The 25,280-nt window shown below is 55.0% G+C and carries 17 protein-coding genes and 1 tRNA gene; 7 read left to right on the top strand and 11 right to left on the bottom strand.

The window, feature by feature from the left end; all coding sequences use genetic code 11:
- Positions 1-3 precede the first annotated feature (3 nt).
- The 3 genes from HMPREF3039_RS01195 to HMPREF3039_RS01185 form a co-directional block, all read right to left on the bottom strand.
- On the bottom strand, positions 4-3,585 hold the full coding sequence (locus tag HMPREF3039_RS01195; protein WP_067951848.1) for a bifunctional proline dehydrogenase/L-glutamate gamma-semialdehyde dehydrogenase: 3,582 nt from the start codon (positions 3,583-3,585) through the stop codon (positions 4-6).
- Positions 3,586-3,747: 162 nt separating this feature from the next.
- Positions 3,748-4,743, bottom strand: coding sequence for a hypothetical protein (locus HMPREF3039_RS01190; protein WP_147549742.1), 996 nt, complete (start codon positions 4,741-4,743; stop codon positions 3,748-3,750).
- An 8-nt stretch (positions 4,744-4,751) separates the two neighbouring features.
- A complete protein-coding gene (locus tag HMPREF3039_RS01185; RefSeq protein ID WP_067573525.1) occupies positions 4,752-5,201 on the bottom strand; it encodes a Jag family protein in 450 nt (149 codons plus the stop codon).
- A gap of 890 nt (positions 5,202-6,091) precedes the next feature.
- On the opposite strand from HMPREF3039_RS01185, the gene katE reads away from it, so the two are divergent.
- A complete protein-coding gene (gene katE / locus HMPREF3039_RS01175; RefSeq protein ID WP_067573529.1) occupies positions 6,092-8,353 on the top strand; it encodes a catalase HPII in 2,262 nt (753 codons plus the stop codon).
- A gap of 97 nt (positions 8,354-8,450) precedes the next feature.
- On the opposite strand, the gene HMPREF3039_RS13215 is transcribed toward katE, so the two are convergent.
- The gene (locus HMPREF3039_RS13215; RefSeq protein WP_082770139.1) at positions 8,451-8,939 is read right to left on the bottom strand and encodes a DUF3592 domain-containing protein; all 489 of its coding nucleotides are present in this window, start codon (positions 8,937-8,939) and stop codon (positions 8,451-8,453) included.
- A 613-nt stretch (positions 8,940-9,552) separates the two neighbouring features.
- Here HMPREF3039_RS13215 and HMPREF3039_RS13210 point away from each other — a divergent pair.
- Positions 9,553-10,542, top strand: a complete 990-nt coding sequence (locus HMPREF3039_RS13210) for a DUF2971 domain-containing protein (protein ID WP_082770137.1) — start codon at positions 9,553-9,555, stop codon at positions 10,540-10,542.
- Positions 10,543-10,571: 29 nt separating this feature from the next.
- Here HMPREF3039_RS13210 and HMPREF3039_RS01165 read toward each other — a convergent pair whose 3' ends face one another.
- The 7 genes from HMPREF3039_RS01165 to HMPREF3039_RS01135 form a co-directional block, all read right to left on the bottom strand.
- On the bottom strand, positions 10,572-11,396 hold the full coding sequence (locus HMPREF3039_RS01165; RefSeq protein WP_067573533.1) for a hypothetical protein: 825 nt from the start codon (positions 11,394-11,396) through the stop codon (positions 10,572-10,574).
- Between the two features lie 233 nt (positions 11,397-11,629).
- Positions 11,630-11,896: a hypothetical protein gene (locus HMPREF3039_RS01160; RefSeq protein WP_067982166.1), complete on the bottom strand. Its 267-nt coding sequence runs from the start codon at positions 11,894-11,896 to the stop codon at positions 11,630-11,632.
- A 580-nt stretch (positions 11,897-12,476) separates the two neighbouring features.
- Positions 12,477-12,551: transfer RNA gene (locus tag HMPREF3039_RS01155), tRNA-Val, on the bottom strand.
- Positions 12,552-12,731: 180 nt separating this feature from the next.
- Positions 12,732-15,392 carry a cytochrome c biogenesis protein CcsA gene (ccsA, locus tag HMPREF3039_RS01150; protein ID WP_067573537.1) on the bottom strand — a complete coding sequence of 887 codons (2,661 nt, stop codon included), beginning with the start codon at positions 15,390-15,392 and terminating at the stop codon, positions 12,732-12,734.
- Positions 15,393-15,483: 91 nt separating this feature from the next.
- Entirely contained in the window at positions 15,484-16,059 is a 576-nt protein-coding gene (gene rbr, locus HMPREF3039_RS01145) for a rubrerythrin (protein WP_067573539.1), read from the bottom strand.
- 84 nt (positions 16,060-16,143) lie between these two features.
- Entirely contained in the window at positions 16,144-16,755 is a 612-nt protein-coding gene (locus tag HMPREF3039_RS01140) for a hypothetical protein (RefSeq protein ID WP_067573541.1), read from the bottom strand.
- 31 nt (positions 16,756-16,786) lie between these two features.
- Entirely contained in the window at positions 16,787-19,312 is a 2,526-nt protein-coding gene (locus HMPREF3039_RS01135; RefSeq protein ID WP_067573543.1) for an FtsK/SpoIIIE family DNA translocase, read from the bottom strand.
- A 524-nt stretch (positions 19,313-19,836) separates the two neighbouring features.
- On the opposite strand from HMPREF3039_RS01135, the gene HMPREF3039_RS01130 reads away from it, so the two are divergent.
- The 5 genes from HMPREF3039_RS01130 to HMPREF3039_RS01110 all read left to right on the top strand — a co-directional run bounded on the left by HMPREF3039_RS01130 (position 19,837) and on the right by HMPREF3039_RS01110 (position 25,260).
- Positions 19,837-20,496, top strand: a complete 660-nt coding sequence (locus HMPREF3039_RS01130; protein ID WP_082770135.1) for a sugar transferase — start codon at positions 19,837-19,839, stop codon at positions 20,494-20,496.
- A 49-nt stretch (positions 20,497-20,545) separates the two neighbouring features.
- A complete protein-coding gene (locus HMPREF3039_RS01125) occupies positions 20,546-21,331 on the top strand; it encodes a polysaccharide biosynthesis/export family protein (RefSeq protein WP_067573547.1) in 786 nt (261 codons plus the stop codon).
- Between the two features lie 62 nt (positions 21,332-21,393).
- The gene (locus HMPREF3039_RS01120) at positions 21,394-23,763 is read left to right on the top strand and encodes a GumC family protein (protein ID WP_067573549.1); all 2,370 of its coding nucleotides are present in this window, start codon (positions 21,394-21,396) and stop codon (positions 23,761-23,763) included.
- An 8-nt stretch (positions 23,764-23,771) separates the two neighbouring features.
- Positions 23,772-24,434: a tyrosine-protein phosphatase gene (locus HMPREF3039_RS01115; RefSeq protein ID WP_067951846.1), complete on the top strand. Its 663-nt coding sequence runs from the start codon at positions 23,772-23,774 to the stop codon at positions 24,432-24,434.
- A gap of 40 nt (positions 24,435-24,474) precedes the next feature.
- The gene (locus HMPREF3039_RS01110) at positions 24,475-25,260 is read left to right on the top strand and encodes a glycosyltransferase family 2 protein (protein WP_067573550.1); all 786 of its coding nucleotides are present in this window, start codon (positions 24,475-24,477) and stop codon (positions 25,258-25,260) included.
- The last annotated feature ends 20 nt before the right edge of the window (positions 25,261-25,280 follow it).

Here is a 25,280-nt window from a genome sequence, read left to right as displayed (position 1 = left end):
GTTTTAAGCCGTAGCTCCCTTGAAGCTGTCCGGCGGAGGAATGATGTTGCCGTAACGGTGCACCGTCTCGGAAACGGCCTGTTCCCGGAAAAAGCCGAGCAGTTCCAGGCGGCCGTTGGCCAGCACGGGACGGACCAGCACTTCCAGTTCCCGGACGCGTGCTGCGTCAAACAGGGCGTTGGAAATGCCCTTCGCGCGCAGGAATTGCACGCCTCCGGCTATTTCCGGCAGGCGGTCGATGAGCTCCGACTCCGTTTCCACGGCCAGGGAGGCGTAATAACCGTTCATCTTCTGAATCCACGGACGCCCTTCCTCCACGCTGAGGTGCAGTTCCACGCCGCACAGCTTGGCGCCCAGCAGCAGGATGGCCACATCGTCGTCCGCCATGCCTTCCGTCCGGACCAGGATTCCCTTCACGGGAACGTAGCGGAATGTGTTGTTTTCCCCATAAACGCGGGAGGGGTCATGTTCCACGCCGAATTCCTCCATCCACCACTTGGCCTGGGAGCCCGCGGCGGAACGGATGCGCTTGGCGCAGTCCGGCAGTTCGGAACACAGTTTTTCCACCAGTCCGGCGATGCGTTCGCCGGGAGTCCGCAGTTTCTGGGGAAGTTCCTTTTCCGACCACCGCCCGAGCATGGTCAGGTAGTTGGGCCCTCCGGCCTTGGAGCCGGGGCCCATGGAGGAGTGTTTCCAGCCGCCGAAGGGCTGACGGCGGACGATGGCCCCGGTAATGACGCGGTTGATGTAGGCGTTGCCCACCTGTACCTTGCTCTTCCACAGGGCTATTTCCCGTTCATCCAAGGATTGCAGGCCCCCGGTCAGGCCGAATTCGGAGTCGTTCTGAATGTCGATGGCTTCTTCCAGATTTTCCGCGCGGATGATGCCCAGCACCGGGCCAAAGCATTCCGTCTGGTGGAACCAGCTTCCCGGCTTCACGCCCAGGCGGATGCCGGGCGACCACAGGCACGGGTTGTCTTCCGACTGCTCCGGCTTCAGCAGCCATTCCTCTCCGGGCTCCAGCTGGGTGAGCGCCCGCAGCAGATTGCCTTCCGGTTCCTTGATAAGCGGCGTCACCACGGAGTTGACCTCCCAGGAGCCGCCCACCTTCAGGCTGGCGGCGGCGTCCTTCAACTGGCGCAGGAAGGCGGGGTTGTCATAGACGGAAGCCTCCACGATGGCCAGGCTGGCGGCGGAGCACTTCTGCCCGGAATGGCCGAAGGCGCTTTTCACCAAGTCTTTCACGGCCTGGTCCGGGTCCGCCGTGGCGGTGATGACCATGGCGTCCTTACCGCTGGTTTCCGCCAGAACGGCCAAGTCCGGACGCAGTTCCCGCAGCATTTTTCCGGTGCGGTAGGAGCCCGTCATGATCACGCCGTGCAGGCGCGGGTCCGTCAGGAATTTGTGGGAGATTTCATTGCGCGGCATGGGCACGAACTGAAGCACCTCCTTCGGCACTCCCGCGCGCCAGAATGCCTGGACAATCTGCCAGGCCGTATAAACGGCCAGCTCGGACGGCTTGAAGACCACCGTGTTCCCGGCCATCAGCGCGGCGGCCACGCCCCCGGTGGGAATGGCAAAGGGGAAGTTCCACGGGGACATCACGCAAACGGTACCCAGCGGGGTCATTTCCACCCCGTCATTCATGCCGTCCCGGTCCAGGCCTTCCGCATAATAACGGCAGAAGTCAATGGCTTCACTCACTTCCACGTCCGCTTCCGTGGGCGCCTTGCCCGCATCCCTGACCATGGCGGCAATAGCCTCCCCGCGGATGGCGGAGAGTTCCCGCGCGGCGTTGTGCAGGATTTCCGCACGCTCACCGACGCTTCTGGCCGCCCAGGAAGTCCGCGCCTTGTCGGCCGTGTCCAGGGCATGTTCAACCTGGTCGAAGTCCGCGTAGGCGAACTTGTAGGAGACCTCGTTGTGCCGGGACGGGTCACGGCCCACGCCCCACAGGTTGGTCGTGATCTGCTCACCGTTGATGACCAGGGGAATTTCCTCCCCGGATTTCTCCTTTTCCGCGGCAATCAGGCCGTTGATCCATTCGGAATTCTGCCGCAGGGACCAGTCCGTGTCGCGCTCGTTGGCAAAGGCGTCCCGGTAATGGGTGGGTTCCACGGGGTCCGTGGCGCGGTTCTGCGTGCGGTTGGGACCGTACTTGACGCTGTCCTTCTCCTGGCAGGCTTTCAGGAAGCGCCTTTTCTGGATGTCCCAGGTACGGGAGCCCGGCGCCATGCCGAAGAGGTCGTGCAGGAAATTCTCCTCGCTGGTGTTCTCGTCCAGACGGCGCACCAGATAGGCAATGGCGCTGTGGAAGTCCTCCTTCAGCACCACGGGGGCGTACAGCAGCAGGCCGTCCGCGGATTCCCTGATCACGCGGGCCTGGTGGTTGGCCATTCCTTCCAGCATTTCAAACTCCACGTAGTCCTTCACGCCCTCGCGCTCCCGCAGGAGCATAGCGTAGCACAGGTCAAACAGGTTGTGGGAGGCCACGCCGAACTGGACGTACCTGGCGTTCTCCGGCATGCAGCCGTAATGCAGCATGCGCTTGTAGTTGGCGTCCACCTGGGCTTTCGTTCCGTACGGGGCCTGCGCCCAGTCGTGCATGGAGGCCTCCACCTTTTCCATGGCCAGGTTGGCCCCTTTCACCAGGCGTATCTTGATGCGGGCGCCCCCCTGCTCCACGCGCTCCTTCGCCCAGGCGCACAGCTTCATCTGTTCCTCCCAGGAATCCGGCAAATAGGCCTGGAGGACGATTCCGGCTTCCAGATGCATGAACTCCTCCTCCATCAGCGTGCGCTTGAACGCCTCCGCCGTCAGGTGGAGGTCCCGGTATTCCTCCATGTCCAGATTCACGAATTTGGGCTTTTTGGAGCCGTCCGGCAGCGTGACCGCATTCGTGATGGCCGCACGGTAAAGAATGCGCAGCCGCTCCTGGATCAGCTTGACCGTTTCTTCAAAGGCCACCAGATGGATCTGGCTGAAAATGGCGGAAATCTTGACGGAAATATAGTCGCAGTCCTTGTCCCCCAGGCGGTCCACCACCTGCTGGAGGCGGTGGTGGGCTTCCGACTCGCCCAGAATGGCCTCGCCAAGCTGGTTGATATTCATCCGGATGCCGGCCTTGCGCCTGCGGCGCAGATGGGGGCGCAGCTTCCTGTCCTCCGCCGGAAGAATCACGTTGGAGCTCTCCTTCCTCAACTGGCTGGTGATCATGGGCATCACCACGCCGGGGAACTGAACGGACAGCCTGTCCCCCACCTTCATGGCCAGACGGTCCATGCCGGACAGATATTTGGGCACGCCGTAGCCGCCCAGCAGGTAGCGGAACAGCTCCGCGCCGCGGGCGGGGGAAGAGGGGCGGAATACGCGGTCCGCCAGAGCCAGGGTGAACGCCTTGCCCGCGGGATCGTCCATCATCCGTTCCAATTGCTCCGCCTGCTTCCTTTCATGTCTGCGCATCCCGGCATTGGCCTGTCTGAGAATGGATTCAGCCAATTCAACCGCCTTGGTTGCCAGCTGCTGGTCGGTCCATTTGTCACGGCGCGCCGCCGCCATCATGTCCGGAATGGAGGAATCTGTCATAACGGTCCGCAGACTAGCCCGTTCCATGTGCAAAATCAAGCCAATTTGCCGGGCCCCTTCCTGTAGCCCGGAGAATCGCGCAGGAAAAGGGCATCCCCCGGTTCCGGCCCGCGCCGCGGGGAGCTTCCTGTCCGGGTTGCGGAAGACAAATTATCCGGCCCTTCAATCGTACCGCGCCGCGGCCAGCCGGGCCTTCCTCAGCTCTTCCCGGATCTGGTGCGCGCGCCTGCCGCAAACGCTGGAGCGGTCCATGTCCCTCACTTCCTCCAGCACGGCAATGGCGCTGTTGAAAGCCTCCTCGCTTTCGGCGCTGTGCGCCCCCTGGTACAGGGCTTCCTCCAGCCGAACCCAGAGGGGGTGGACCATGGCCAGCAGCAGCAACTGCCGGTCGGCCACGGGCAGCGCGGGATCATCCGCCTTCTTCCGCCACGCGGCCAGGCAATCCCGGATGGAAGAAGCATCCCGGGCCAAAAAGGATTCGCGCAGCAGGGAGGCCGTCTCCCGGTTCTTCGCCAAACGGTCCGCCGCCTCGCGGGCGGCCAGGAAGGAAGGCTCCGTGCAGTCCAGTTTTTCCAGCCTTTTCATGGTCCGAGGGTAATCCCGGTACCACGCTTCCGCAGGCACCTGCTCCATGGCGCGGCAGATGGCGGCCGCTTCCTCCCGCGGGTCGCCGCCTTTGGGAATGTCATTGACCACCGTCAGGGGCCGGACACGGGACACCTTTTCCTTCAGCAAGGCGACTTTTCCGGGCAGGGAGGCTTCATCCGCCCCTCCGGCCATCCAGTCGAAGACGCGTCCCTTGGAATCGAGCATGATCACGGTCGGCAACGCGCGCACCCCGTGCAGGGAAGCCCGGAACAACCGTCCTTCCTCGCCCCAGTCCTCCAGGGCCGGGCGGGACGGCATCGTCACTATCTGAACGTCCTTCACATGGCCGTCCAGAATGCGGCGTCCTTCTCCCCCGGGCCGGAGCGCCGCAAGCCATCGGGATTCCTCCGCGCCGGGATTTGAGGACGCGTAAACCACCAGTACGGGACTGGGCGGCGGAACGGCGGCATCGGAGGCCGCGGAACTTTCCGGCGCAGCCCGGACCACGGCGGCCAGAACCGCCGTCAGCCAGATGCCGGAAATGACCGCTCCGCGCCTCATGGAATTCAAGCGGGATGCTATACCCGGCGGATCGTGATCCGCTTGTAGCGGCCGTCCCCTTCCTCAGACTCCGTCGTGACGCCCTCCACGGATTGAAGGGCATTGTGAACCAGGCGGCGGTGATAGGCGTTGAGGGGCTGCATCTTCATGGGCTTGCCGCTCTCCTGCACGCGGGCGGCCAGGGAAAGGGCCTTCTCCAGAAGGCGCGCTTCGTTGCGTTCCCGGTAATGGTCGCAATCCACCTTCACGCGGGGCGCGTCTTCAATCTTGCGCTGGATCATGCGGTTGACCAGATATTGCAGGTCATCCAGCCTGTCCCCGTCATTTCCGATGATGTACCTGGAGTCCGGGGAGGAAACGTTCAGGCATATGATGCCGTCCGTCTCCGTTATTTCAACTTCCGCAGAAAATCCCAGTGAAGCCAGCAGGCTCTTCAAACTTTGTTCAGCTATTTCTTGCACCGTCATAACCCTTTAACATAAATGAAAGATCAGTTCCCGCACCGGACAGGCAACCGTATGAGGACGCCGCATGCCTCCGGTACGCAATTTACGGAATCATCATAACCTATTTATCCCGCACGTCTATGAAAATTTGCGGAAGTTCTGTCTCCCCCCACGGGGCGCCGGAAATTTTCCACGGAAGAAACCTTTCACCCACTACATAACCCTCCCCGCCATCCGGCACGCTTCCTTCCCGATGCCCTGCTTCCTGTTCCATCCGGTATTTCCGAACCGGCAGAAGTCATTGATTAAATTCACCACCCTGTTCCCGCCCCGCCGCCGTTCCCTCGCAGTACGTTTTACAATACGCCAACCTGGCGCAAGAACACCCCTTTCACCATGAGTAAAGCTGCCACGCAGCCTGAACGGCCGGAAACAGGCGGTTTTCCGGGAAAACGGAACAGGTGCATGCAGCAAACCCTCTTCCGGCATGACACGGCCTGCCCGGAAAATGAAAACGGGGATGGGCATGGCCGCCAGGGGCGGAAGAATTCCCGGACACGGCGGGAGTGTCCTCAGGTTCCCCATGCGGGGAATTAGGGAACTGCGGAACTTCGCCCCACCCCGTCCATTTATTAACGGCGCTATCCTGTTTTTCCCGGCAGGAGGAGAAGACACGGAAAATCCCGAGTTCCCTACTGACAGCCTACTGACAGAAACGTCATGCCAGTCAAACAGGCTCCGTTTCCGCCTCCCGTTTCCTATCGTTTATTTCATTCCTGCCAAGTCATTTTCAGCATTTTTCCATCATTTCAATTCCACATGAACTGACAAAATAAGGCAGAACATCGTCCGGGAAGCCAGGGTCGAACTCCTTACTCATAGGAAAATTCAATCCCTTCAGAAACAAGCCAATGAAAAAAAAGACCCAGCAGATGCAAGACCGGCTCGCCCCGTTCCCGGACGGGAAAGAGGCGGAACCCCATTATACGGACACCATTGATCCGGAACTGATCAAGCCGACGCCCAAACCCACCCCTCCCAACGCGGAACCTTCCGCCCCCGGCTCCATGAAAATGCCGGAAAACACCTCGGAAAAAATCAAAGACCTGGATACCATGCGCGACAACGGCATGGGAAAGCCCCTTACCACCAACCTCGGAGTAAAAATAGCCGATGATCAAAACACGCTCAAGGCAGGCAGCAGAGGACCCTCCCTGCTGGAAGACTTTCACTTTCTGGAAAAAATGGCTCATTTTGACCAGGAGCGGATACCGGAACGAGTGGTTCACGCAAGAGGTTCCGGGGCACATGGTTATTTTCAGGTATACAAATCCCTTTCCAAGTACACCAAGGCGGCCTTTCTGCAGGATCCGTCAGAAAAAACACCAGTCTTTGTGCGTTTTTCCAACGTGCAGGGATTCCGGGGATCCCCGGATACGGTGAGGGACATCCGCGGATTCGCCACCAAATTCTATACCAGGGAGGGAAATTACGACTTGGTGGGCAACGACACGCCCGTCTTCTTCATTCAGGACTCCATCAAATTCCCGGACTTCATCCATGCCGTGAAGCCGGAGCCCCACAACGAAATGCCGCAGGGGCAGACCGCCCACGACTCCTTCTGGGATTATGTCTCCCTGCAGCCGGAAACGCTGCACAACGTCATGTGGCTCATGTCCGACCGCGGCATACCCAGAAGCTACAGGACCATTGAAGGATTCGGCATCCATACGTACAAACTGGTTAACGCAGATGGGAAAAGCACCTTCGTCCGCTTCCACTGGAAACCCGTTTACGGGAAAAAATCCCTGATCTGGGACGAAGCCCAGGACCTTACCGGACGGGACCCGGACTTCCACCGCAAAGACCTGTGGCAGTCCATTGAAGGCGGAGACTACCCGGAATTTGAACTGGGCCTGCAAATCATTCCGGAAGAAGACTTGGACAAATTCGACTTCGACATCCTGGACGCTACCAAGCTCATCCCCGAAGCGCTGGTACCCGTGGAAATCGTCGGGAAAATGGTGCTGAACCGCAACCCGGACAACTTCTTTGCAGAAACGGAACAGGTCGCCTTCTGCCCCGCCAACATTGTTCCGGGCATCGACTTCTCCGACGACCCGCTGCTGCAGGGCCGCATCTTCTCCTACAGCGACACCCAGCGCCACCGCCTGGGAGGGGCGAACTTTACGGAAATCCCCATCAACCGCCCCGTCTGCCCCTTCCACAACAACCAGAGGGACGGATTCCACCGCATGCAGATAGATACCGCTCCGGCCAATTACAATCCCAACTCCATCGGCGACAATTGGCCGCGGGAAACTCCGGAAGCCGCGGAAGACGGAGGGTTCACCACCACTCCGGAACGCGTGGAAGGAATCAAGGAACGCCTCAGGAGCCCCTCCTTTGCGGAGTACTACTCCCATCCGCGCCTGTTCTGGATGAGCCAGACGCCCGTGGAACAGGAACACATCATTAACGCCTTCGGCTTTGAACTGAGCAAGGTGACCCGCCCCTACATCCGTGAACGCGTCGTGGACCTGCTGACGCGCATTGATCCGGACCTGGCTGGCGGAGTAGCCCGCAACCTGGGCATTGAACTGACCAGGGAACAGCTCAGCCGCGAATTGCCCAAGCCGGTCTGCGGCCTGGAAAAGGACCCGGCGTTGAGCCTGTACGCCAAGCCCGACGGCAACCTCAAGGGCATGCGCGTCTCCCTGCTGGTGGCGGACGGCGTCAGCCTGAAATCCGTGGAGGAAATCTGCGACGCCCTGCACAAGGAAGGAGTCCACCCCCAGATCATTGCCGCACATATGGGAACCGTTAAAACGGAAGAAGGGGAAGACCTGCTGGTGGACGGCAGCCTGGCCGCCAATCTTTCCGTCCTGTTTGACTCCGTCATCGTGCCCGAAGGCGCGCAGAGCATCCAGACCCTCCTGACGGACGGGGACGCCAAATACCACCTGCGCCAGGCCTACAGGCACCTGAAGGCCATCGGCCTGCCGGGAGACGCCAGGGAAATGCTCCAGGCCGCCTCCCTGCCCGACGACATGGACGATGCCGGTCTGCTCACCCCGAAGGACACCAAGGCGCTGATGAAGCCCTTCATCACGGCGATGAAGCAGCACCGCACCTGGGCCCGGGAACACAAGGCGCTGGACTTCGGCGCCTGACAGGGACAAGTCCTCTGAACATCACCATATGCCTGTAAGCTTAAACGCTTGCAGGCATATTTTTTAGGGGGAATTCCCGACGAAATCTGATCAATTTTTATTTATTTCTTCCTTTTAACAAATGAAATACCTCTTTAAAAACCACCACCAGGGGAAAAACAGAAAATAATAAACACATTCCTAGAGCTATCCAGATATATCCTGCGATGCCTTTTGATAAAATAGACTTTTCAGGATTACTTTCATTAACAAAAACAGGAATTTCTTTTCCAACACGCAGTTTCCTGTACGGAATGTCAAAATTGCATCCCTGGTTATCGGTATGATACATTTCCGATTTCCATTCAAATTTCACGTCAAGGTCCAAATGAATAACAGAACCATGAGTACTTGAAACGGAGCTTTCCCTTCTCCATTCAACGAACGTAATGGTACCTTTTGTCTCCGGCCATTCTTCACTGGACCAGCAGAGCCTTATTTGAGAGAACAGCCATGAAGTTAAAAAAAGGATGATAACTATTCTTGCGGATGATGCATGTGGACAGGACGTGTTTTTAAGGAAGCTCTGGTTTTGCCGTATTCCCATGCAAAGGGGGAATCAGAACCTTCAAGATTCATCGCGACTAGCCGGCCGCCTTGCCCTTATCAGGAAAAGAAAAAATCTATTGCTACAACCATCTCCCCAGCGTAGCATTTCCATATATGCCAACGTTTATCAATATTACGGCCATTTTCTTCAACCTGATTCCCCTATCATTTGCGGCATTTACCTCATTTATATAGGAGAATGGAAAATCATTACTGGATATATTGCTCTACATTTCCTCCCTCTCGACAGCATTATTAGGACGATTGCAATAACCTTCACCAATTTCTTCTGGAGCCTTATCATTTTCGCCCTATATACCATTCTGATATATTACCTCGCTATCTACGCCCTTCCAGTCCATACACTATAAGCAAATCTACTTCTTTGCCAATGGTATCGCCATAATGCCAGCACAAGAAGTACTGAAATCCGCTCAACAGTCCTTTATCTCCCTCTCTCTTATCATGGCAAAGGAACGCCATCCAAACATCATTACTTCTGCTACAACACTTATCATTCTTAGCTATTTATTTTCTTCCATTTACATTATTATTCATTTCATTTACTATTGATACAATAAAGATCAAGAGAAACCTAACCTCATATTCCTATGAAAGGGAAAAAACGATATAGAAAATCAGTAAATTCACATAAACAAATCTCTCAAGATACTCAAAATCAAGAAAATGAAAAAAGATTGCTATTATATAGATATATGCCTTATGAAGCTTTTGAAAAAACTATAGAAAACTGGTCACTAAAACTTACAATCCCTTATGAAACTAATGATCCATTTGAATTTATGCCTCGCTGCAAAAATTTAAAAGATGTTACTGATAAACAAATTCTGACTGCAAAAAAAAATCCTCCAGGAATGTTATGCTTTTCTACATCCATGACATCAGCAGCTATGTGGGGACATTATGCAGATAAACACAAAGGGGTATGCTTAATTTTTGATTTTCCTTGTATATCTAAAATGGTTCCTATCATGAGTAGAACAGACACAATTCAATCTTATATCATCGGAAAATATGAAAATTTAGAGAAAGAACCGGATCCGAAATTATTAATTTTTCCTGTCATGTACTCTTCCCAAAGGCCTCCTAGTGTTCAAAAACATGCATACGATACCTCTGGAGGTCATGACTTTGGACAACTTATTAGATTGCTTACGACAAAAGATCAATCATGGGAAATAGAACAAGAACATAGAATCTTTATCCCTATCAAAGACAAAAATAATTCTATAAAAAACAGAATGATTTTCTCTTCTTTTCACATGAAATATCTTAGAGGGGTAATACTTGGACCTCGATGCCCCTATTCAAAAAATTATATATCCCTTTGGATTAAACAGAACCATACAACATCAAAGACAAGTAATAATATTGACATATATAGTAGTGAATATCATCCAATAGAATATAAAATAATTGCTATAGAGTGGATAAAAATTCTTCGAAAAATGAAGTCCAATCTATTTTTTCTCTCAATTAGATATATAGCATTACTAGTTCGGTTAAAGATAATTCACCATCCTAATAATTCACAAAGTTTTCCTTTCACGCTCATAAAAATTCCTTGGATGCCAGCATAAAAATATTCAGGGGAAAAGTAAAAATGTTTTTATTTCTTTCTATTATTTCTTGTTTCCCAATAATTTTTCAATTCTACACCATATATCTTTCTTCCTACCTTTTTCCATTTTTTAAAATATTCTTTATATTCCATTTTTTCCTTTCTAAGATCTTCATTGCGAAATTTCTCATTATCTAAATCATTTCCGTAATATCCTGCTAAACGATCATACAACTCTTTGATATATCCATTCTTTAAATATTCTTCACCTGAAAACAATTTCATCATTAAACTGTAATCATGAAATGAAATAAAACCTTTTAAAATTTTACTAATAAGACCATCAGAAGATTTTGTTTCTTTAGCCAACTGAAGCATATTGATTCCAAATGACAACTTATAGCTGAGAGATTGCCAAAGACTCTCAAAATGCATCTTTCCATTCACGGGCACAGTAAATTCATCATAATAAATCTTAATCATATTTTTCTCAAAATCATTATAAGTATTTTTAAAATTAAGTAATTGAAAATCTAATTTATAACTAAATAATATATGAGAAATTTCTTCTAAATTTTCTTGAGGTAAATTTAAATCAATAATAAATTTATCATAAAAAGAATCTATAATAGCATTTGCGTAAACATTGCGCTCAGTTAATGCTTCGTCTTGAACGCGAGTAAACAAATCTTGAATATTATTCAACTCTACAAGATTTTTGGCATCTTCTGCAATCTGGACTGACCGTTCGGAAACCCGATAAGAAAAATACCCGATTACCATAGTAGTAATAGCCACTGAAACAGTCGCTATAGCTGATACAGCAGACCATTTATTATTCTTCTTGAGTAGAAATTCTTCTTTGGAATCCATAGCCAAATGATAATTATATTTTACCAAAAAACAATCTTTTTTTAATTGTCAAAAAATCACAACTCTGACACTTCTTCAATGCCTTCTCCGTCGCCTCAACACCGATTTAATATACATCGTCGCCACCATATAACGCAGGGAATGGAAAGACAGCTCATTCTTCACCCTTCTTTTCCCGACCTGTTTTCTGAGTCACAAATCTTCACCACTTCCTTTTTCCAATCCACAGCATCCTACCTCAGCATCGCCACATCCCCCAACCTCTGACCACCAAGATAAAGAGAACATAACACCATACTCCTCCAGAGCAAACCCTCGCCGGACAGGGCTTTCATATCCGCCTTTTTATCCTTTGGCAACTCCCCCCCCATTCTAGGATTCCTCTCAATTACTCCCAACTTAACAGCAGAATTAAAAATAGCACAAACCATCCCAAACTCTTTCTTCACCGTGTTGACGGCAAATACCCCGGCCAGTTCCAGCATAAAATCATTCATCATGCGAGGGAGGGTATACGCTCCATTGACCAATCAATCCTGTCTCCTAAAAAAGTGTAAAACTTATTTGTAGCATTACGATAATTCCGGACAGTTGCAACAGACTTCCCTCTTCTATTCAACCCAGCTATAAAATCACCAAACCATGCACACACAGTAGGAGTAGATATTTCTTCACCTGTTACCTGTACAGCTAACTCCCCAATCACCCTTCGTATATGACTTCCGAGCATCCGTCGCGGACATTCCAGCCTCAATCTTCTCCTGCTTCATCCCACTACTTAAAAGCCTCTGAGCTCCTTCTCAGATATAGCTCCTGCCGGAACAACTTCAATCTTGGTACTATGAGGACCAGTTTCCACTTCCCAGTAGCAGTAGGAATATAAAAACAAGCATGCCAAAAATGCTATCCTTTTCTGCATCTCAAAAACGCCATATAATATCATAACTAGCATCAAAAAGCAACAATTCATATCCCGTCATATCCTATCCCCTAACAAATCATTCATCAAATAACCCGCTTAAAAACAACAAAAAAGCCCGCACTTTCATTGTGCGAGCTTTTTGTTCAAAAAGAAATTTTTGGTACAGGGAGAGGGACTCGAACCCCCGACCAACTGTGTGTAAGACAGCCGCTCTACCACTGAGCTATCCCTGCATGAGGTGGCGGGAATATATACCGGACGGGATGGGACGGCAAGGATAAAATAGGAAAATGGCGTCCTTTTCCCATTTTTACTCCTGCACTGCCAGCTGCCTTCCTTCCCTTCCCTGCACAAACGGAAGTCCCGCATGTCCGCCCTTCTCCTCGGTCTGGCAAGGGAAGACCGCTACGGAATTATCCCATCTCCGCCTGCCGGAGGGCCCGGTAATGCAGGATGATGAAGAGGACGCACAGCACGGCTTCCGACCAGTAGAAGATGTCCAGGGCATCCCGCCCGGATGTGAAGCCGTAGGAATGCAGCCCCACTCCCAGCATGTTCACACCCCACCACGCAAAGGCGATGATGACGCCGCCAAGCACGTTGCTGAAGTGGAGAAGCCACGGAGAAAGCCATCCCGCTTTTCTGGCGTGAAGCACGACCAACTGCCACAGCACAATCATCAATGCCCCGTTTTCCTTGGGGTCCCATCCCCAGAAGCGCCCCCAGGATTCATTGCCCCAGATGCCGCCGAAGACGGTGCCCACCAGCGTGAAGACCAGGGAGAAGCACAGGATGCCGTATGCCATGCGGTCCAGGGATTGCTCCGTTTTCCGGCCGATCAGGCGCAGGGGGGAGGCCAGCAGATATACATGGGAAAGCACCGCCGCCAGCAGTCCGGCCGCATACCCCAGGACGATGGTGATGACGTGGGTGGAGAGCAGGAAGTTGGAACGCAGGATGGCCACCAGCGGATCCATGTGGTCCACGGCCTGGGAAGATTCATACATGATGCCCATCTGGCAGGAGAGCGCCCCCAGGATCAACCCGGCCGCCAGCACGATTCCCTTTTTGCTGAAGAGTTCCGCCGCCAGCGCGCAGATCACGCCCATGCAGGCGATGAAGGCGATGGTTTCATAGGTATTGCCTACCGGGGACCTCATGGTGATCAGCACGCGTATGGTCAGGGCGGCCATCAGAACGGCCGCGCCCGCCGCGCCCAGAATCCACGCCGGGCTGAAGCCGCCGGGCCGCAGAAAACGCCTCCAGAACGGCGCATTCCGCATGGGGCGGAACAGCGCGCAGACCACCAGGCAGACAAAGGCGGCCACAAAGACAGCCAGGGAAACATACAGCGGGTCCAGCCGGTAATAGAAGATTTCCCGGTTCAGAGCCTTCCGTTCCCCGGCGGAAGCGGCTTCATTCGGCTGTACCAGCCGTTCCATCAGCAGGTTTTCCGCCTTGGCACGCAGCTCTCCGCCTTTCGGCCCTTCTTCTTCAATGGCCTTGCGCTCCATCAGAGAAGCCATGGCTAGAAAAGCTCCGGCTCCCTTGCCCGGAACGGCGCTCCACTCCTGTTCTTCATTCCGTCCGGATGCCGGGAACCACCGGGGGAATTCCATCCGTTCCATGGCAGCGGGGTCTTCCAGCATGATGCGGGAACTGAGCATCCAGCCGCGCACCACGTCAAAGTTGCGGGAAAGCGCCAGGATTTCCTTCTGCGCCTCCGTGAGCTGCGTTTCCCCCAGCATCCGGATTTCCCTCACGGCACGGGACATTTCCTCCCACTGTCCGGCAATCTGGGCATAGGAGTATTTTTTCCTCTTGTCCGCCTGGTCCGGCAGGTGCAGGCGGCGCACTACTTCCTCCCGGTTGACCAGGAATACCGGGTATTGCTCCGCAAATTCCGGCCTGAACATGCAGTCCAGCATCCATTCCACCGGAGTGAGCTTTTTCCCGCCGTCCGGGGTGTCTATGGAGAAGCTCCTCCTGCCCAGGGTCCGGAGCAAATGGAACCCGGCATACGTGGAGGCGGGCTTGACGCGGCCACCATCCTGAACGGCCATGCCCTCCACCTTTTCTACCAGGGAGGAGGACCAGGGCGTATAGCGTTCCACGCGGACCGTATGGACGGACGGCCTGGCCGCCAGCATGCCGACGGCGAAGATTCCGGCCACCAGCACGCAGATGCCGGCCAGACGCCAGCGTTTCCCCTTCCCGGCACCATCCGCGTTTCCTCTGGATTGTTCCGGAACGGGTTCCTTTTCCAGCTTTTGTTCCGGCTTGCGGCGCAGGTACCTCCCGAAGACCAGGGCAAAATGCCACAACAACCCCACGGCAATGATGTAGGAAGACCATTTGGGCATTTGTTCCAGCGGATTGTGGGAGGCGCGGAGAATGGATATCAGCCTGCCGGGATGCAGGGAGTCCTGCCCCCAGCTCATCTGGTACAGGGTCCAGCCGGATACCCGCAGCGGTTCGTTCATCCGGATGACGGCGTCATAATGGCCGCCGGATTCCGGAAAAATGGTGACCTGGGATTCATAGGATTTAGGCTTGGACGTTCCGGGGTAGAATTCCGGAATAAAGCGGTTGAGGCGGATGTCAAAGGGAAGCTCCCGCTCATGCACGCGGTCGCCCTGCGGCAGTTCCACCTGGTCCACGGCCACGGTCATTCTGTTGCCCAGCATGATGCCGGCCAGCAGAAGGAGGATTCCGCCGTGGGCAATCAGGATGCCCGCATGCCTCCACGTCCATCTCACGCGGAACATGCCGCCCAGGAGCAGGTTGACGAACAGCAGGGCGCATGTAATGCCCATGCCGGGCAGCGGCAGGGAAATGAGGGAGTGCTCCCCGCCCAGGGGAATGAGCACGTAGGGAGCGCCGAAGAAGGATTCTATGGCCGCCTCCGATCCCAGGGAGGGAGCCAGCCGGACCTGGTGCAGGGTACCGGCAAATGTCAGCACCAGCAGGATGAGCATCAGGGCGATTCCCAGCCCGTAGCTGCCGCCGAATTTCCAGAGTTTCCGGCCGTATTTCCTCCACGCCGCTTCCGTATGTTCCCTGTCCCTGTTCATGATATGGGGTTGTCCCTGATGGAAAAAAGGGGGCCGATCACACGATCAGATCGTGAAACCGGCCCCAATCATGTTTCCGAATGGAAAATGATTAGAAGTTGTCCGCCAGCACTTCAAAGAATGCCTGGGGATGCACGCAGGCGGGGCACACCTTGGGAGCCGTGTCTCCGGTGTGGATGTAACCGCAGTTGCGGCACTTCCACTGGGTTTCCTGCTTCTTGGCGAATACGGCGCCTTCGCGCACGTTTTCCGCCAGTTTGCGGTAACGGGCTTCATGGTGCTGTTCCACCGTGGCGATTTTGCGGAAGGTTTCCGCAATGGCGGGGAAGCCTTCCCTGTCCGCCACTTCGGCAAAGGTGGGGTACATCTCCGACCACTCATCGTGTTCTCCGGCGGCGGCGGCCAGCAGGCACTCCTCCGTGGATTCCAGGGGGGCCGTGCAAACGGTGTGCGTCACTTCAATGCAGGCGTCTTTCAACAGTTTGAAGAACACTTTGGCGTGTTCCTTTTCATTGTCGGCCGTTTCCAGGAAAATGGCCGCGATCTGCTCGTAACCGGCTTTTTTGGCCACACCGGCAAAGTAGGTGTAGCGGTTGCGGGCTTCGGACTCCCCGGCAAACGCCTTGAGGAGATTTTTTTCTGTTTCTGTGCCTTTGATGGATTTCATAAACTAGTCACCAATTTGTGTAAGTGGGTTCATCCTACCGGGGGAATGCCAAAAGACAAGCATTTATTGAATGAATCTAAAAAATCACCTTGCCGATTTTTTCTCCGGACTTACCGCTCTCAAGGAGTCCTCCAAAGTACCCGGAACGGTATCCAGATCTTTCATGATTTCATCCTGAATGGAGCGGGCACCGGGGGACCGGGAGGGTTTGTCCGCGGGGGCTTCCGGCTCTGCGGGGCGCTCGCCGGGCAGCGGCAGCAGGCCGTCCGGAGATACGGGGGGGGTGATTTCCTTTCCGGGTTCGGGAGTGTCCGTGGGCTCTTCACCCGTTTTTCCGGAGCTTTCAGGCACGGCCAGATTCTGGTACAGGAACACCAGGTCTCCCGCTTCCGCCGTGCCGCTGCGTATGTCCGCCGGAATGCGCGTGCGCCCCATTCTTTCTTCCGTCACGATGAGGTTGGCGACGCGCCGGTTTTCCCCCGAGCCGGCGGATTGGGAGATGAGCACCGTTCCCGGTTCATACACGGTACCGGCCAGGGCTATCAGCACATAGTTGTGGCGGGGGTAAACCCGTTCCACTTTTCCCACGTAAACCGGACTTCTGCCTGCTTTTTTGACGGGCTGTACCTGCTGGGAACAGGAAGCCGCCAGCAGCACGCATCCCAGGAGGGCGGACACGGGAAGGATTTTATTCATGACGGAGAGGAAAGTAAGAGGGTTGTCCGTTTCATTCCACCAGCACCTTGCGCGGACGGTTGGTGTTGTCCGCAGGGGCGATGATCCCGCGGGATTCCAGCAGGTCCATCATGCGCGCGGCGCGACCGTAGCCGATGCTCAGGCGCCGCTGCAGGAGGGAGGTGCTTACCTTGCGTTCGACGACGGCCACTTCCAGGCATTTGGCGTAGCATTCCTCCTCCGCGTCGTCCAGCGGGCTGTCCGCTCCGCCGTGGGAGGCTTCGTCCAGCGTCTTCTGGACCTCTTCATGGAATTTCTGCCTGGCCTGGGACGCACAGTGGGCCACCAGGGCTTCCACCTCGTCGTCGGAAATGAATGCGCCCTGGGCTCGTTCCACCTGGGCGGAACCGGGCGGCAGGTACAAAAGGTCGCCCTTCCCCACCAGTTTTTCAGCTCCCTGCCTGTCCAGAATCACGCGGCTGTCCGTGCCGCTGGCCACCTGGAAGGCGATGCGCGTGGGAATGTTGGCCTTGATGGTGCCCGTCACCACCTGCCGCCGCGGCGTCTGCGTGGCGACAATGAGGTGAATTCCGGCAGCGCGGGCTTTCTGGGTCAGGCGGCCGATGTTGGTTTCAATGTCCGCGCCCACCGTCTGCATCAGGTCGGCAAGCTCGTCAATGATGATCACGATGTAGGGGAAGCGTTCGGGAATCACGCCGTCGTCGTCCAGGTCCAGTTCGTCATCCTCTTCCGCAGGCCATTCCCCCTGGGATTCCAGCTCCCGGGCGATGGATTCCGCCAGTTCTTCGTCCACTTCCCCGGATTCCGGTTCTTCTTCCTCTTCCGCGGGCATTTCAGGCGGCCGCTTGTTGAAGGCTTCAAAGTTGCGCACGCCCACCTTGGCAAAGCAGTGGTAGCGGTGTTCCATCTCATTCACGCACCAGCGCAGGGCGTTCGGCACCTTTTTGGGGTCCGTCACCACGGGAACGATCAAATGGGGCAGCTTGGAGTACGGCTGCATTTCCACCACCTTGGGGTCCACCAGGATCAGCCGGAGTTCGTCCGGCCTGAATTTCAGCAGCATGGAGGAGATGATGCTGTTGATGCACACGGATTTGCCGGAGCCCGTAGCCCCCGCCACCAGCAGGTGGGGCATGGAGGCCAGGTCTCCTATCACGGTACGGCCATACACGTCCTTGCCCAGGGCCAGCGGAATTTTCTTTTTGGGAGAACAGAATTCGGGGTCCTGGAGCAGTTCCCGGAGCGGCACGGCCACTTTTTTGCGGTTGACGATTTCAATGCCCACCGTGTCCTTGCCCGGAATGGGGGCCACGATGTTCACGCTTTCCGCCCTGGTCGCCAGCGCGATGTCCTTGGAATACTGGTCAAACGTGTTCACGCGCACGCCGCGCGCGGGATATACCTCATACCGGGTGATAGTCGGGCCGCGGGTGATGTCCCCCGGCGTCACGTCCACACGGAACGTCGTCAGCGTCTCGATGATTTTTTGCTGGATTTCCAGCATTTCCTCCCGGTCCGCATCCGTGGGGCCGTCCGGTTTTTCCTCATAATGCAGCAGTTCGAAGCCGGGAAGCTGGTAATCCTTGAATTCCTCCGTAGGCGGCGTGGCTATTTTGGCAAAGGGCTGCACCTTGGGAGCAGGCTTGATTTCCGCAGGCTCCGCCACCGTGATTTTCGGGGTCGTCGTCAGCGGCAGGTTCCCCTGCGTCCGCGGAGCGGAAGATTTTTTCGGGGGTGCGGGCATCCGGACAGAGGGAGCGGCGGCCACTTCGTTGTATAACCCTTCCAGGTCATCCCCGGTACGGTGCAGGCGGGAAGAAGATTCCCGGCTCCGTCTGGCGGGAGAGGGAGAAGACAGGGCCGCGTCCTCCATGCTGGCTCTCACGCGGGCGGCTTCCCTGGCCAGTTGGGAGGAACGGCGTTCCATCTTCTTTTCTTTCCTGTTCATTCTCCATGAACGGAACTCCCGGAGAACGGCGCGGAAAAGGGGACGGGGCCGCAGGCCCGCCGCATAGATCAAGGCAATGATGTATCCCAGCCCGGAAACCGCCAGAATGGCGGATACCCCAGCCAAAGGAACCAGCAGATGCGTTCCGAGAAGGTTGCCGACAAGGCCGCCCGCGCCCAGCACCTGATGACGCTCCACCCATTCCGCCCCCGTAACATGGCCGGCAGTCAGGAACAGGCACCCGCTCACCAGCAGGAAGACGCCTCCATAGATCACACCGCGGGTCAGCCGTCCCCGGTGGGTAAAACGGTAACATCCCCACCAGGCCAGCAAAATCACCAGCATCCAGGCCATCCCTCCCAGCACCCAGTAAACGATGCCGGCTCCATACAGCCCCACCACGTTCAGAAGATTGGTCGTCCCCTCCATCACCTCGCCGGATTTGTTGAGATAATTCCAGCCTATTTCCCGGACGTCAAAGGTCAGCATGGAAGCCAGCAAAGCCGCTCCGGCCAGTACGGAAACGGCGCCCCATGCCATTCCCATCCAAACGGGGGGATGGTCCTCTTCATGCTCAAATACATGACGCTCCTGCGCATCCAATGCCATACGTGGCATCTATACTAACAACACCGGGAGCCGAACTCAAGGCCAAACCAAGGGGGACCTGTTCTCTTCCTCGTGAAGATTTCTTTTCCGCCGGAACCCCTTCATCATGAAAAAAAAGGGGACGGACACCCCTTCCCGGCAGGCAACGGCCGCCAGGACTCTTTTTCCTGTGAAATTACCCCATCCGCGTTAAAAAACAATACAACCTCAAATTTCCCCATTCCGCTTCTTTTATGCGATTGATTTTGCAAATTCAACAAAACTTTTGCTACAAAAAAATTATTATATGTAATTCATATTCGAATATAAGAAAATATTCAACGGATTGCAAATCCTATCAAAATAATAGGAAACATTAAAACTATATATAATATATTAAATATCAATTTATTATTATGAACAAAAGTCATATTCGTTTATAATTTTGTTCTTATAATTTTACGGGATATGACAAATAAGTATTTTTTCTTTAACGATTACTATTGACACCGGATTTGCAATCCGCTACTCACGTCCTAGCCTTTATGTACATGCATATCTGCAAACCTGTCATCAGTAGCCTGCTCGCCGGGATGGCGCTCGTCATTCTCAGCCCGTTGCTGCTAACGATATCTGTGCTTCTTTTTCTATCTACGCGGAAATCCCCCTTCTTTCTTCAAACGCGCGTTGGATATCAGGGAAAATTGTTCAAAATCATCAAATTCAAAACGATGACGGATGCGTGCGACGAACATGGGCGCCTGCTTCCGGACAACCAGAGATTGTTCGCTCTCGGCAACTTCCTCCGCAGCAATTCACTGGACGAACTTCCGCAACTGATCAACATCCTGAAAGGGGACATGGTCATCGTAGGCCCCCGCCCCTGGATTCCTTCCCAGATGGAAGCCCTTCCTCCCAATTATTGTCGCCAGCGCTATTCCGTCCGGCCAGGCATCACCGGCATGGCCCAGATCCACGGCCGCAACGGCATTCCCTTCTGCCGCCGACTGTGCTACGACGTGCTTTACGTGCGCCGCGTTTCCTTCCTGCTGGATGTTTCACTGGTCTTCCGGACAGCCCGGAAAGTCCTGGTCCGGGAAGGCATCCAGCAATGCAACGAAGCTTTCCAGAACAAACTGGGGGAAACCCTCCTTCAGAACGATCTTTCCCTCCCCTCTACCACGGAGGCGACCAGATCCTTCTAACCCCCGTTACCAAGCCTTCCCTTTATCCTACTATATATTACTTCAACTAATGAACAAACACCATCTCCTCAGCAAAGCTCTCCTGTGTTCCGCCGCCCTGGCGGGAGCCAGCCTCCTTCCTTCCTGCGTCAGTCCCAAGGAAGTCCTGTACATCCAGGACGTCTCCGGCTACTCCAAGGAAAAGATTCAGGGCAGCTACCAAACCCTGATTCAGAAGGACGACCAGCTTTCCATCACTGTCAGCAGCAAGCAGCCCGAACTGACCGCACCTTTTGCCGTCTCTGAAATCGGCACCTCCGGCCCCAGCTCCAGCTCCCGGTCCAAAGGTTACCTGGTCGATGCCAGAGGCTACATCGTCCTGCCGGTTATCGGCAAAATCAAGGCGGCCGGCAAGACCTGCTCCGCCCTGGGAGACGACATTGCCGCCGCTCTGAGAAACAACGACTACATCAGCGACGCTTCCGTCAACGTGCAGATCACCAATTTCAAGTTCTCCATTCTGGGCGAAGTTTCCTCCCCCGGAACATACAACATTGACGGCCAGCGCCTGACCATTCTTGAAGCCATCAGCCGTGCGGGCGACTTGAGCATTGACGGCAACCGGGACGTCACGCTGATCCGTGAAACGAACGGCCACCGCCAGATTGCCAAAATCGATCTGCGCAGCAAGGATTTATTCCAGTCCCCCTATTACTACATTCAGCAGAACGACACCATTTACGTCACCCCTGCCGAACGTAAAATCAATACCCGCAGCGACACCGTCCAATACATCGGCTGGACGGCATCCGGCGTGGGCCTGATCATCGGCATCATCGCCCTGTGCGCCTTGTGACCCTTCTTCCGTAGCCGGCTTTCCGCAGACAGCGGAAAGCCGGTGAAGTATTTCATTTCCTTATGCCGCAACCTACCGTTCCGCCTGTATCTTCCCCCGCGCCCGAGACGCCGGATTCCTCCCTGTCTCTGGACATTGTCGCCATCATTCTCCGCAGGCGCTGGTACTGGATATTGTTCTGCGCCCTTCTGGGAGGAACTGCAGCCTACTATATGGCGGCCACGCAGAATTACGTATTTGAAAAAACCGCCAGCGTCATGATGAGGGAAGCCAGCAAGGATTCCTCCACAGACCGCATCATGGTGGAACTGGGGGTGGATTCCGGAGCGGCCAACCTGGCCAATGAAAGTTTTATCCTCAGGTCCTCCACCGTCATGCGGCATACGGTTGAAGACCTGAAACTGAACGTATCCTACTGGAAAAAACGGGACCTGCGCCAGATAGACCTGTACCGGGAAAGCCCTGTGGAAGTCATCTTTGAAAACATCCCCAGCGACAGGTCCTGTTCTTTCGATATTACCCTGAAAGGGGACAGCGCCCTGTCCCTGACCTACCAGGGCAGCGACGGAAAACCCGTACAGTTGGAAGAGGAACTGAAAAAGCCCGTCCATCTCCCTTTTGCAACCATCACGGTTTATCCCACTTCCCATATGCCGGAGACAATTCCAGGCACCACCATTACCGTACGGCGCGTTCCCATCAACGCCGCCGCGGACCAGCTCCTCGCCAACTTCACCGTCAAGCGCCCGGACGCCAAGGAATCCAGCCTCCTCCAGATGACGCTCACTTCCTCCAATCCCGATAAAGCAACGGATACGCTGAATAAACTGATCGAAATCTATAACGAACATTCCAGAGAAGAACGCCGCGCCATCGCCGTCAAGACGAAAGAATTCATTCGCCGGCAACTCGAACAGATCGGCGAAGAATTGAAAAGGCTGGACAGCGAACGGGACGACATCAAGTTCGAGAACGACATCATTGCCGACACGCAAGCCTCGCTGTCCGCCGATTTCAGCACCGCACAAACGCTGGACAATTCCATTTTCGAGCTCCAGACGCAGATCATGCTAGCCAATGACTTGGAAAACAACTTGAAAGCCGTCAGTAAAAAAGCGGAACTTATTTCCCTGGACACCGGCATCGCGGACTCCGGGGTTTCCCGTCAAATTGAAGCCTACAACACCGCCTATCTGGAATACCAGAAAATCGCGGGCAGCGCGGGCTCACAAAACCCCATCGTCGTTTCCCTGACCAAGAAGATGGACGCTACTCGCGCGGCCGCCTTCAGATCCCTGTCCAACTTGCGCGATAACTTGAATTTACGGCTCCAGGAGCTTACGAGGAAGCGGGAAGACATTACCAGGCGCCTGGCCGCCACATCCGGAAAGGCGCGGAAACTCACCCCTCTGAACCGCGAACACGGGGTAAAGGAAGAATATTACCTTACGCTGCTGACCAAGGAACAGGAAAATGAACTGGCTCTGGAAACCACACCTTCCTCCGCACGCGTTCTGGAAACGGCACACGGCTCCAACGCCCCGATTGCTCCCAATACCAGGAAATTCGTTCTCGGCGGGGCGGCCGGAGGCGCAGCCCTCTGCCTGTTCGCTTTCATGGGCGTGGCCATACTCAACAACAAGGTCAAAAACAGGCATGACCTGGATGCCATCACCACTCTTCCCGTGATTGCAGAGCTTCCCGCCATGAGCAAAAAGGAACAGAAACAGGTATCCCTGATGCTCCCTGACGAACATTCCGTCATGGCGGAATATTTCCATATCATGTGCCACAATGTGGACTCCATGCTTCCCTTTTCCGAGCATCAGGGCCATGTGATCCTGCTCGCTTCCACCACGCCGGGAGAAGGAAAAACCTTCATTTCCGCCAATCTGGCCCAGGCTTTTTCCAAGATCGGAAAGCGCGTGCTCCTGATTGACGGCGATCTGCGCAAGACCTCCCTCTCCAGCCAGCTTGGCGGCAAGGGCCGCAAGGGCCTGAGCACTATCCTGCTCAACAAGGTTTCCGACCTTTCCTCCGTCATTCATCCCCTTCCGGATCATCCGGGGGTGGACATCCTCTACGGAGGCCCCCATGTTCCCAATCCCGTTTCCCTGCTCTCCCGGCCCGAGATTGAGCAGCTTATCCAGTCCTTCAAGCGATCTTACGATGCCGTTATCATTGACGCGCCACCCTACGGCATTCTGGCGGATACGGCCATTTTTGCCAAACTGGCGGACATTTCCCTGTACGTCATCCGCAGCAACAAGATAGACAAGCGCTATATAGCCACTATCCAGCAGCTTGCCAATGAAGGGAAGCTTCCCAACATGGGATTTGTCATCAATGCCGTGGACTTCAAGGCGGCCGGCCATCACTATTACGGTTACGGCTACCATTACAACTACGGGTACAACACCACCAATTCCTGATTTCCGCCTTGTTCTCCGCCCTGTTCCAGCCAAAGCTCAAGCTCTGTACCCTCTGTCCGGACGGAATGGACATGCACAGCCATCTGCTCTGGGGTGTGGACGACGGCGCGCGGACGCAGGCGGAAAGCCTGGAACTCATTTCCCTGCTGAAAAAACGGGGATTCCGGGGAGCCTGCTGCACTCCCCATGTCATCAGCCGCTATCCCTGGAATACGGCAACGAGTTTAAAAGTACGCTTTCGGGAGCTTGTGAACGCCGTGCCGGACGGGGATTTTGAACTCCGGCTGGCGGCGGAATACATGCTGGACGATCATTTTGAACGGCAATTCACGGAAGAGGAGCCTCTCAGCCCGGACGGCACGCACATTCTTGTGGAACTCCCGCAATACCGCCTTCCGGACGCGTGGATGGACATGCTCCTGCTCATTAAGGACAGAGGATATGTTCCCGTGCTGGCCCATCCTGAACGCTACGGCAAAATCCTGACTCCGGAGGAACTCGCCGCCCTGGCCACACAAGGCATTCTTTTCCAGGGAAACATAGGCTCCCTGTGCGGATTCTACGGGCAGAAATGCCGGGAGCTGGCGCGGAAATTCCAACAGGAAAACCTCTATTTCTGGTGGGGGACGGACGCCCACAACGCCGTCATGATCAACAAGCTCCGCCTCTGACAGGCGGACGCGGCACGGAAAACGACTTACGGCCCTTTTCATGAAAATCTCCATCATCACGGTCTGCTTCAACAATGCCTCCACCTTGCGCGACACCATGCGCAGCGTTCTGGGGCAAACCCATCCGGATATGGAATACATCGTCGTGGACGGCGCCAGCACGGACGGGACGGTATCCATTCTCCGGGAAATGGAACCCTTGTTCCGCAGCAGGATGAAGTGGGTTTCCGAGCCGGACGAGGGGATTTACGACGCCATGAACAAGGGCATCCTCATGGCTACGGGGGACGTGGTGGGCTTTCTCAACGGAGACGATTATTACCAGGACAACCGCGTACTGGAAGATATTGCACGCGCTTTTTCCGAAAACGGTACGGACGCCGTGCATGGCAACTTGTCCTATATCAATTCCGAACGGAAGGTCGTCCGCACCTGGCAAGGCTCCCCCTACCGCCCCGGAGCGTTTCAGAGAGGCTGGAATCCCGCCCACCCCACCTTTTACTGCACCCGGGAATGCTTTGAGCGCTACGGCCTGTTTGATCCCTCCATCGGCAGCGCGGCGGACTTCGAGCTCATGCTCCGGTTTGTGGAAAAACACCATATTTCCACGCACTACCTGGACCGTTTCATGGTGTTCATGCGCACGGGAGGCTCCAGCACGGCAGGCCTCAAGGCAGTTTGTCGCAATACCAGGCAGAACAAGCAGGCATTCAGGAAAAACCGTATTCCCTGCCCCTGGCATTACGGAATCTCCCGCCTGGCTTCCAAAATCCTTTCCGTCAAGCACCCTTTTCTCTACCTGGCCAAATCCCTGAAAAATTCCTGATTCCCCAACCTCTGCTTCAT

The sequence above is a fragment of the Akkermansia sp. KLE1798 genome (genome assembly GCF_001580195.1).
In the GTDB taxonomy this organism is placed as follows: Bacteria; Verrucomicrobiota; Verrucomicrobiia; order Verrucomicrobiales; family Akkermansiaceae; genus Akkermansia; species Akkermansia biwaensis.
The sequence above is the reverse complement of the archived record's forward strand: the minus strand, read 5'-3'. Positions and strand labels throughout refer to the sequence as shown.